Source organism: Streptomyces sp. NPDC059477 (genome assembly GCF_042749375.1).
GTDB lineage: Bacteria > Actinomycetota > Actinomycetes > Streptomycetales > Streptomycetaceae > Streptomyces.
In genome coordinates this window covers 5,076-13,689 of record NZ_JBHYUG010000145.1, presented here as the reverse complement: position 1 = coordinate 13,689, position 8,614 = coordinate 5,076, and the positions used below count along the sequence as shown (strand labels likewise).

The following is an 8,614-nucleotide window of genomic DNA, read 5'->3' as shown; positions in this document are numbered from 1 at the left end:
GCACCTATTCAGGCACCCGCGCCCCAGCCTCCCGCTCGGCAGCCTCCCGCTCCGCCTTCTCGGCCGCCTCCGCCGCCTCCATCTCCGCAAACACATCAATAGGCGCGGGCGCCTTCGCCAGGAACACCCACGTCAGCCACACAGCCAACAGGAACGGCGGAATCTTGAGGGCAACAAGCACCCACCCCAGCTGCGTCGTGTCCGCCCACCAGTACAGCGGGAACAGAATCGCCGACTTGCCGAGCAGAATCAGCCCCCACGCCCAGCTGGCCTTGGCATACGCCTTCTTGCGCCCGGGATTGCGGGTCCGCCAGGACAGGTTCTCCTTGAACACCGGCCCGAGGACCAGCCCGATCAGCGGCACCCCGCACAGCGTGGTGATGATGTACGCGAACCCCAGCCCCACCGTGTACAGCATGCCCGGCAGATAGAAGTCCTTGGCGTTGCCCGTCATCATCGCGAAGACGACACCGAAGGCGACCCCGAAGACCCCGCTGAACGCGTGCTTGACGGTGTCCTTCCTGACCAGCCGGACCACCACGAGCACCAGGGACACGGCCAGCGCGGCGATCGCCGACAGATGCAGGTCCTTGTTGATCGTGTAGATGCTGACGAACAGCAGCCCCGGCACCACGGTCTCGACCATGCCGCGGACGCCGCCGAACGCCTCGAACAGGGCGGCCTCCGTGACCGCCCGTGAATCCTGCTCCTGCTGGGCGTCTTCGGTCGGCTTGTCGAGCGACGTCACCGGCTACTCCCGTCCGAGGGGTCTCAGTTCGTACTTGGGATTGAACAGCACACGGCGGCCCCGGCTCAGCGAGATCCGGCCCGACGCGATCATCTTCCGGCCCGGCTCGATCCCGACGATGGAACGCCGCCCGAGCCATACCACGTCCAGCGCGGCGGAGCCGTCGAACAGTTCGGCCTCCAGGGCCGGGACGCCCGCCCGTGGTCGCAGCGTGACCGTGCGCAAGGTACCAGTAACCGTCACTATCTGTCGGTCATGGCAGTCACAGATGCGTGTACAGCCGGTGATGTCGGCGTCCTCCCGCAGCTCCTCGGACTCCAGGTCCTCCTGCGACGAGGAGAGCCGGTCGAGCATGCGCCGGAACCGGCCCACCGGCTTTTCGGAACGAGGAACAGCACTCATGTCTGAAGGGTACCGGGGCACACCGACAGCCCAGTAGCCCTCATTTCCCGCATCATGTCTTCCGCGCTATCTCTCGAACCGGTATCCCATTCCCGGCTCGGTGATGAAGTGCCGGGGGTGCGAGGGATCCGCCTCCAGCTTCCGCCGCAGCTGAGCCATGTAGACCCGCAGATAGTTGGTCTCCGTCCCGTACGACGGCCCCCACACCTCCTGGAGGAGCTGCTTCTGGCTGACCAGCCGCCCGGTGTTGCGCACCAGCACCTCCAGCAGATGCCATTCGGTGGGGGTGAGCCGTACGTCCTTGCCCGCGCGGTTGACCTTCTTCGCGGCGAGATCGACGGTGAAGTCCTCGGTCTCCACCGTCACCTCGTCCTCACCCGCCCCGGTGGGCTCGGCACGGCGCACGGCGGCCCGCAGCCGGGCGAGCAGCTCATCCATGCCGAACGGCTTGGTGACGTAGTCGTCGGCACCCGCGTCGAGCGCCTCGACCTTCTCGTCGGAGGAGTGCCGCGCGGACAGCACCAGGATCGGCACCCGGGTCCAGCCCCGCAGGCCCTTGATCACCTCGACCCCGTCCATGTCCGGCAGCCCCAGGTCCAGCACGACCACATCGGGGTGCCGGGCGGCGGCCAGCTGAAGGGCGGTGGCCCCGTCGTGCGCCGCGTCGACCTCGTACTTGCGTGCCTTGAGGTTGATCACGAGGGCGCGCACGATCTGCGGCTCGTCGTCGATCACGAGCACCCGGGTCATGAAGCCTGCCTTTCGGGTCGTACGGGGCTGTCGGCCCCGGTGCGCGAGCGCTCGGCCCGCGCCTTCGTCACATCCGCCGGTCCCCCGGCGTCACCGGGAACACCGGGAACACCGAGGTCACCGGGCCGGGCCTCGGCCTCCCCCGGCGCCCCGCTCTCCCCGCCCTCGCCGCTCTCCCCGTGTTCGCGGTTCTCCCCGTTGTCGCGGTTCTCGCCGTTGTCGCGGTTCTCGCCGTTCTCGCCGTGCCCTGCCGCCGTACCGCCGCCCCGGGCAGCCGCCCGCAGCGACAGCACCATGGTCAGCCCGCCTCCCGGCGTGTCCTCCGCCATCAGTGTGCCGCCCATCGCCTCGGTGAAGCCCCGGGCGACGGCGAGTCCGAGTCCGACCCCGGCGCCGCGCGGTACGTCGCCGTGCCGCTGGAAGGGCTCGAAGATGCGTTCCTTCGCCTCGTCCGGCACGCCGGGCCCCCGGTCGACCACCCGTACCTCCACCCGGTCGGCGATGGCGCTCGCCGACACCAGCACGGTCTGCTCCGGCGGGCTGTACTTGACGGCGTTCTCCACCAGGTTGGCCACCGACCGCTCCAGCAGTCCGGCGTCCACCGACACCATGGGCAGGGTCTCCGGGATGTCCAGCTCCACGCTGTCCTCGGGCACCCCGCCGAGCGCCATCGGCACCACCTCGTCCACGTCGATGTCGCGGATGATGGGCGTGACGGTCCCGGTCTGGAGCCGGGACATGTCGAGCAGATTGCCCACCAGGTGGTCGAGCCGGTCGGCGCCCTCCTCGATGCCCTCCAGCAGCTCCGCCTGATCCTCCTCCGACCAGGCCACGTCGTCCGAGCGCAGCGACGACACGGCCGCCTTGATCCCGGCGAGCGGGGTCCGCAGATCATGGCTGACGGCGGCCAGCAGCGCCGTACGGATGCGGTTGCCCTCGGCCAGCCTCCGGGCCTGGTCGGCCTCCTCGCGCAGCCGCCGCCGGTCCAGCACCACGGCCGCCTGCGCGGCGAACGCGGCGAGCACCCGGCGGTCGGAGGCGGGCAGCACCCGGCCGGTCAGCGCGAGCGCCATGTGGTCGCCGATGGGCACATCCACGTCGGCGTCCTCGGGCCGCTTCAGCTCGGGCCCGATGCCCACCCGGCCCGCGCAGGTCCAGGGCTCGACGTCGCTCGCCCGCTCCAGCATGGCCGCCGACTCCATCCCGAATGTCTCCCGCACCCGCTCCAGCAGCGCTTCCACGCTGGTCTCGCCGCGCAGGACGCTGCCGGCGAGGAAGGAGAGTATGCCCGATTCGGTTTTCAGCCGGGCGGCCTGATGGGTGCGCCGGGCGGCCGTGTCCACGACGGACGCGACCGACACCGCCACCCCGATGAAGATGACCAGGGCAACGATGTTCTTGGGGTCGGAGATGGTCAGGCGGTGGAGCGGATAGGTGAAGAAGTAGTTCAGCAGGAGTGAGCCGAAGGCGGCCGAGGCGAGGGCCGGGTACAGGCCGCCGAGCAGGGCCGCGGCCACCGTGAGGGTGAGGAAGAGCAGCATGTCGTTGGCGAGGCCGATGCTGACCGTGCTGAGCAGCAGCGTCAGCAGCGGGGGGCCGGCCAGTCCGACGACCCAGCCCCAGATGATCCGGCCCCGCCCGAGCCGGGCACCCCGGGCCACGGGCAGCCCACGACCCTTGGCGGCCTCCTCGTGGGTCACGATGTGCACATCGAGGTCGGGCCCGGACTCGCGGGCCACGGTCGCCCCGACGCCCGGTCCGAAGACGTACTGCCAGCTCTTGCGCCGCGACGAGCCCAGCACGATCTGGGTGGCGTTGACGCCCCGCGCGAAATCGAGCAGGGAGGCCGGGATGTCGTCACCGACGACGTGGTGGAAGGTGCCGCCGAGGTCCTCGACGAGGGTGCGCTGGACGGCCAGCTCCTTCGGCGAGGCGGCGGTCAGCCCGTCGCTGCGGGCTATGTACACGGCGAGTACCTCGCCGCCGGCGCCCTTCTCGGCCAGCCGCGCGGCCCGCCGGATCAGCGTCCGCCCTTCCGGACCGCCGGTCAGCCCGACCACGATCCGCTCCCGCGAACCCCAGATCTTCGACACCCGGTGCTCACTGCGGTACTCGGTCAGATACTCGTCGACCCGGTCCGCCACCCACAGCAGCGCCAGTTCCCGCAGCGCCGTCAGGTTCCCCGGCCGGAAGTAGTTCGACAGCGCCGCGTCGACCTTGTCCGACTTGTAGATGTTCCCGTGCGCCATACGACGTCGAAGCGCCTCCGGCGACATGTCGACCAGCTCTATCTGATCCGCCCGCCGCACCACCTCGTCCGGCACCGTCTCCTGCTGCCGCACCCCCGTGATCGACTCCACCACATCACCCAGCGATTCCAGATGCTGGATGTTGACGGTCGAGATCACGTCGATCCCGGCCGCCAGCAGCTCCTCCACGTCCTGCCAGCGCTTGGGATTGCGGGAGCCGGGCACGTTCGTGTGCGCCAGCTCGTCCACGAGGGCGACCTTGGGACGGCGGGCCAGGACGGCGTCGACGTCCATCTCGGTGAAGCTGGTGCCCCGGTACTCCAGGTCACGGCGCGGGATCTGCTCCAGGCCGTGCAGCATCACCTCCGTACGGGGCCGGTTGTGATGCTCGACGAAGGCGACCACGCAGTCGGTGCCCCGCTCCACCCGGCGATGGGCCTCCGACAGCATGGCGTAGGTCTTGCCGACGCCCGGTGCCGCACCGAGGTAGATCCGAAGCTTGCCGCGTGCCATGGTCCTATTGTCTTCCCGTCACTGCCGCGTACGCAGCGTAGACCTTACGGCCAACGGTGCCGACAAATGGGACGAGGGGTAGGTCAGCGGACGTCTTTGACAGAACCCTGATGCGCCGGGCGTACGCCGCCGCACCCCTGGTGGGGCCGCCCGTCAGGCCTCGACGATCGTGCCGTCGCTCAGCTCCAGCACCCGGTCGGCCAGGTCCAGCAGGGTCGTGTCATGGGTGGCGACCAGTGCGGTGACGCCCTCGCTGCGGACGACCGCCTTCAGCAGGTCCATCACGGCGTGCCCGGTCTCGGCGTCCAGCTGGGCCGTGGGCTCGTCGGCGATGAGCAGCGCCGGGTGGTTGGCGAGGGCGCGGGCGATGGCCACGCGCTGCTGCTGGCCGCCGGACAGCTCGCCGGGGCGCTGGGCGGCGTGGTCGGCGAGTCCGACGAGGCCGAGCAGCAGCGCGACGCGTTCCTCGCGCTCGCGCGGGTCGGCCTTGCGCAGCCGCAGCGGGACGCCGACGTTCTCCGCGGCGCTGAGGATCGGGATGAGCCCGAAGGACTGGAAGACGAACCCGATCCGGTCCCGGCGCAGCTCCAGCAGTCCCTTCTCGCCGAGCGCGGTCAGTTCCCGGTCGTCGACGGTGATCCGGCCCTTGTCGGGCGCGTCGAGCCCGCCGACGATGTTGAGCAGGGTCGTCTTGCCGGACCCGGAGCGCCCCTTGAGAGCGACCAGCTCGCCGCGCGGGATCGTGAACGAGACGCCCCGCAGGGCGTGGACGGCGGCGGCGCCCTGACCGTACGACTTGTGGACGTCCTCGACGCCGACCATGGTCTCCGTGACCACCTGGTTCATGATCTTCTCCCCCGTGGGCCGGGCGCCAGTATCTCCGGGGGCGCCCGGCCGATCAACGGTTCGGCGTGGATCGCCGTTGTCCCCGTGGGTTCAGGAACGCCGATGGGCCGCGCTCCCCTTGGCAGGAAACGCAGCCCATCGGCACCACGCGTTCTCGGCACCCGGTACCGGGCACCCGCCGCCCCGGGGGACGGCTCAGCGGACCTCGGTGATCTCCGGTCCGCGCTGGAGCTGGCCCATGCCGCCGGAGAAGCGGGAGCCGGCCTGGTCCTCCTGCTGAACGCCCTCGGGGACCATCTGCGCGTCGTTCGGCAGCTTCAGGACGATCGGGTCACGGGGAGCCATCGGGCCCTCGCCGCGCACCACGACGGTGTCCCGGAAGATCTGCTCCAGCAGCCCGGCGGCCTGCGGCTGCACCGCGCCCTGCCCGGAGATCACTCCGCGCAGGAACCAGCGGGGGCCGTCCACACCGACGAACCGCACGACCTGGAAGCCGCCCGTGCCGTCCGGCAGCTTCACCGGCACCTGGGCGCGCAGCTCCCAGCCCAGCGACCCCTCGATCTCGTCGACGATGCCGCCCTGCTGGGTGATGCCGGTGGCGATCTCCTCGCGGACCTCGCCCCAGATGCCCTCGCGCTTGGGTGCCGCGAACGCCTGGAGCTGGACCGCGCTGTCGCGCAGCACGACCGTGGCCGCGACGATCGCGTCGCCCGCGACCTCGACCCGCAGCTCCATGCCGTCGACGCCCGGGACGAAGAGGCCGCCGAGGTCCACGCGGCCCTCGGCAGGGTCGCTCACCTCGGTGCTGTCCCAGGGGCCGTCGGGGCGGGGCTCGGGTTCGAGCCGCACGCGGTCGCGCTCGCCGGCGCCTTCGCCCGTGCCCTCGCCTTCGTCGTCCGCCTCAGTGTCGACACTGTCGACGACCTGCTCGGCCTCGCCGGCCGCGTCCTCGGCGGCATCCTTCTTCTTGCGACGTCCGAACACGTCACTGTCCTTCCCGGTCGGATACGACCGAAGCGTATCGATTCCCACCCGTCGTGCCGCCCGCGGCGGCCTGACCGTTCGTGCCGCTTGCTGTGCTGGTCGTGGCGACGGCGGCATGGCCTCCGGTGGACCCGAAGCCCCCGTCGGCCCGCGCCGAGCCGGGAAGCTCCGCGACCTCCTGGAAGCGGACCCTCTCGACCTGCTGGACGACCAGTTGGGCAATCCGGTCGAAGCGCTCGAACCGCACGGCCTCGCGCGGGTCGAGATTCACCACGATCACCTTGATCTCCCCACGGTACCCGGCATCAACCGTCCCGGGGGCATTCACGAGGGCGACGCCGCAGCGGGCGGCGAGCCCGGATCGGGGGTGCACGAAGGCGGCGTACCCCTCGGGCAGGGCCACCGACACCCCCGTGGGCAGCACGGCCCGCTCCCCGGGCTTCAGCTCGCACGCCTCGGTGGTGCGCAGATCGGCCCCGGCGTCCCCGGGATGCGCGTACGCGGGCAGCGGTACGTCGGGGTCGACACGGCGGACGAGAACGCCGAGCGGGTCGCGGCTCACGGGTTCACCTCGAAGGCGCGGGCCCGCCGGATCTGGTCGGGGTCGCTCATGGCGGCCCGGATCTCCTCGGGGCGGCCGTTGTGGACGAAGTGGTCCACCTTGACCTCGATGAAAAGGGCGTCCGCGCGGACGGCGACCGGCCCGTCGGGGCCGCCGATCCGGCCGGTGGCCGTGGAGTAGATCTTCCGCCCGGCCACCGCCACGGCCTCGGCACGCAAGTGCAGGGTGGCGCCGACGGGCACGGGCCGCACGAAGTCGGTCTCCAGCCGCCGGGTCACCGCGATCACCCGCAGCATCCAGTTCAGCGAGCCGAGCGTCTCGTCCAGGGCGCTGGCCAGCACCCCGCCGTGGGCGAGGCCCGGGGCGCCCTGGTGGGCGGCGCGCACGGTGAACTCGGCGGTGATCGACACGCCCTCGCCGGCCCGCGCCGCCAGATGCAGCCCGTGCGGCTGCTCGCCGCCGCAGCCGAAGCACTGGCCGTAGTGCGATCCGAGCAGCTCACCGGGGGCGGGAGCGTCGGGATGCCGCACCGGCGGCACGGCGTCGGCCGGGGGCTGCGGACTCGGGGAAGTACCACTCACAGCCGCAGACCTTACCCGCCTGCGCTGTGACCTACGGCGCTTCCTCCCCACCGCCCTGGCGACGGCCCGGCACACGCCCCGTGCCAAGCTGTCCGGCATGGAGCAGCTCTCGGCCACCCCGTACGAAGAACGCCTCACCGCGCCCAAGATCTGGTGGGGCATTTCCCTGCTGGTGGGCATCGGTCTCGCACTGACATTCCTGCCGTTCGGCACCCTGCCGCTGCTCGGCGGCCTGGTCGGCGGCACCGCCGTGGCGGCGGTCGCGGCCAGCTCGTACGGCTCGGTCCGGATCCGGGTGGTCGGCGGGGCGCTGGTCGCGGGCGAGGCGAAGGTCCCGGTGGCGGCGCTGGGCGAGACCCATGTGCTGGACCTGGAGGAGGCCCGCGCCTGGCGCACCCACAAGGCCGACACCCGCGCCTTCATGCTGCTGCGCGCCTACATCCCCACCGCCGTCCGCATCGAGGTCACCGACCCCACCGACCCGACCCCCTACCTGTACCTCTCCACCCGCCACCCGGAAGAACTGGCAGAGGCGGTACGCAGGGCACGGGCAGCGGCATCCTGAGCGACAACGGGCGACAGCCCGAGCACTACGGCGCGCGGACCTGCCCGTGGCGACGCGAGGGCCCACCGGAGCTGCGGCACGCGGGCCTGCTTGGCGGCGCGAGTGCCCACCCGAGCTGTGGCGCGCGGGCCTGCCCGTGGCGGCGCGCGTCGCGGCCGGCCACTGGCGGGGCGAGGGCCGTGGCGTGGCGGGGAGCCTGAGCGACCGCCCTGCGGCGCGGCACCGCCACCTTCCCGTGGCGGCGCGAGTGCCTGAGCGAATTCCCCACGGCGCGGCCCACCACGTGGCCTGGCGAGGGCCTGAGCGAATGGCCCTCGCCCCCCCCCCGCCCGCCCCCCGCGTCCGGGGAGCCTCGAGGGGGGGCGGCGGGGTGTGGGGCGGGCCGCGGGCGCGCGGGGCGAGGGGGGCACTGTG

The 8,614-nt window shown here is 71.8% G+C and carries 9 protein-coding genes; 1 reads left to right on the top strand and 8 read right to left on the bottom strand.

Annotated features, from left to right (window positions below):
- Positions 1 to 4 precede the first annotated feature (4 nt).
- The 8 genes from ACFXAZ_RS37935 to ACFXAZ_RS37900 form a co-directional block, all read right to left on the bottom strand.
- On the bottom strand, positions 5 to 748 hold the full coding sequence (locus ACFXAZ_RS37935; protein WP_384601098.1) for a DUF3159 domain-containing protein: 744 nt from the start codon (positions 746 to 748) through the stop codon (positions 5 to 7).
- Positions 749 to 751: 3 nt separating this feature from the next.
- Positions 752 to 1,150, bottom strand: coding sequence for an OB-fold nucleic acid binding domain-containing protein (locus ACFXAZ_RS37930; RefSeq protein ID WP_382693324.1), 399 nt, complete (start codon positions 1,148 to 1,150; stop codon positions 752 to 754).
- Between the two features lie 66 nt (positions 1,151 to 1,216).
- On the bottom strand, positions 1,217 to 1,900 hold the full coding sequence (locus tag ACFXAZ_RS37925) for a response regulator (protein WP_384601095.1): 684 nt from the start codon (positions 1,898 to 1,900) through the stop codon (positions 1,217 to 1,219).
- Positions 1,897 to 4,662: an ATP-binding protein gene (locus ACFXAZ_RS37920; RefSeq protein ID WP_384601092.1), complete on the bottom strand. Its 2,766-nt coding sequence runs from the start codon at positions 4,660 to 4,662 to the stop codon at positions 1,897 to 1,899. Before ACFXAZ_RS37920 ends, ACFXAZ_RS37925 begins: the two co-directional genes overlap by 4 nt.
- A 153-nt stretch (positions 4,663 to 4,815) precedes the next feature.
- Positions 4,816 to 5,508, bottom strand: coding sequence for an ABC transporter ATP-binding protein (locus ACFXAZ_RS37915; protein ID WP_384601090.1), 693 nt, complete (start codon positions 5,506 to 5,508; stop codon positions 4,816 to 4,818).
- A 195-nt stretch (positions 5,509 to 5,703) separates the two neighbouring features.
- On the bottom strand, positions 5,704 to 6,492 hold the full coding sequence (locus ACFXAZ_RS37910) for a DUF3710 domain-containing protein (protein ID WP_384601087.1): 789 nt from the start codon (positions 6,490 to 6,492) through the stop codon (positions 5,704 to 5,706).
- A gap of 1 nt (position 6,493) precedes the next feature.
- A complete protein-coding gene (gene dut / locus ACFXAZ_RS37905) occupies positions 6,494 to 7,054 on the bottom strand; it encodes a dUTP diphosphatase (RefSeq protein WP_384601084.1) in 561 nt (186 codons plus the stop codon).
- Positions 7,051 to 7,635 (bottom strand): PaaI family thioesterase, encoded by a 585-nt coding sequence (locus ACFXAZ_RS37900; RefSeq protein ID WP_384601081.1) that lies wholly within the window; start codon positions 7,633 to 7,635, stop codon positions 7,051 to 7,053. Before ACFXAZ_RS37900 ends, dut begins: the two co-directional genes overlap by 4 nt.
- 97 nt (positions 7,636 to 7,732) lie before the next feature.
- On the opposite strand from ACFXAZ_RS37900, the gene ACFXAZ_RS37895 reads away from it, so the two are divergent.
- Positions 7,733 to 8,200: a DUF3093 domain-containing protein gene (locus tag ACFXAZ_RS37895; protein ID WP_384601078.1), complete on the top strand. Its 468-nt coding sequence runs from the start codon at positions 7,733 to 7,735 to the stop codon at positions 8,198 to 8,200.
- The last annotated feature ends 414 nt before the right edge of the window (positions 8,201 to 8,614 follow it).

Excerpts from the sequence above, each read along its gene's own strand:
- ACFXAZ_RS37930 (WP_382693324.1), bottom strand. The coding sequence starts at position 1,150 with ATGAGTGCTGTTCCTCGTTCCGAAAAGCCGGTGGGCCGGTTCCGGCGC.
- ACFXAZ_RS37920 (WP_384601092.1), bottom strand. The coding sequence starts at position 4,662 with ATGGCACGCGGCAAGCTTCGGATCTACCTCGGTGCGGCACCGGGCGTC.
- ACFXAZ_RS37925 (WP_384601095.1), bottom strand. The coding sequence starts at position 1,900 with ATGACCCGGGTGCTCGTGATCGACGACGAGCCGCAGATCGTGCGCGCC.
- ACFXAZ_RS37915 (WP_384601090.1), bottom strand. The coding sequence starts at position 5,508 with ATGAACCAGGTGGTCACGGAGACCATGGTCGGCGTCGAGGACGTCCAC.
- ACFXAZ_RS37895 (WP_384601078.1), top strand. The coding sequence starts at position 7,733 with ATGGAGCAGCTCTCGGCCACCCCGTACGAAGAACGCCTCACCGCGCCC.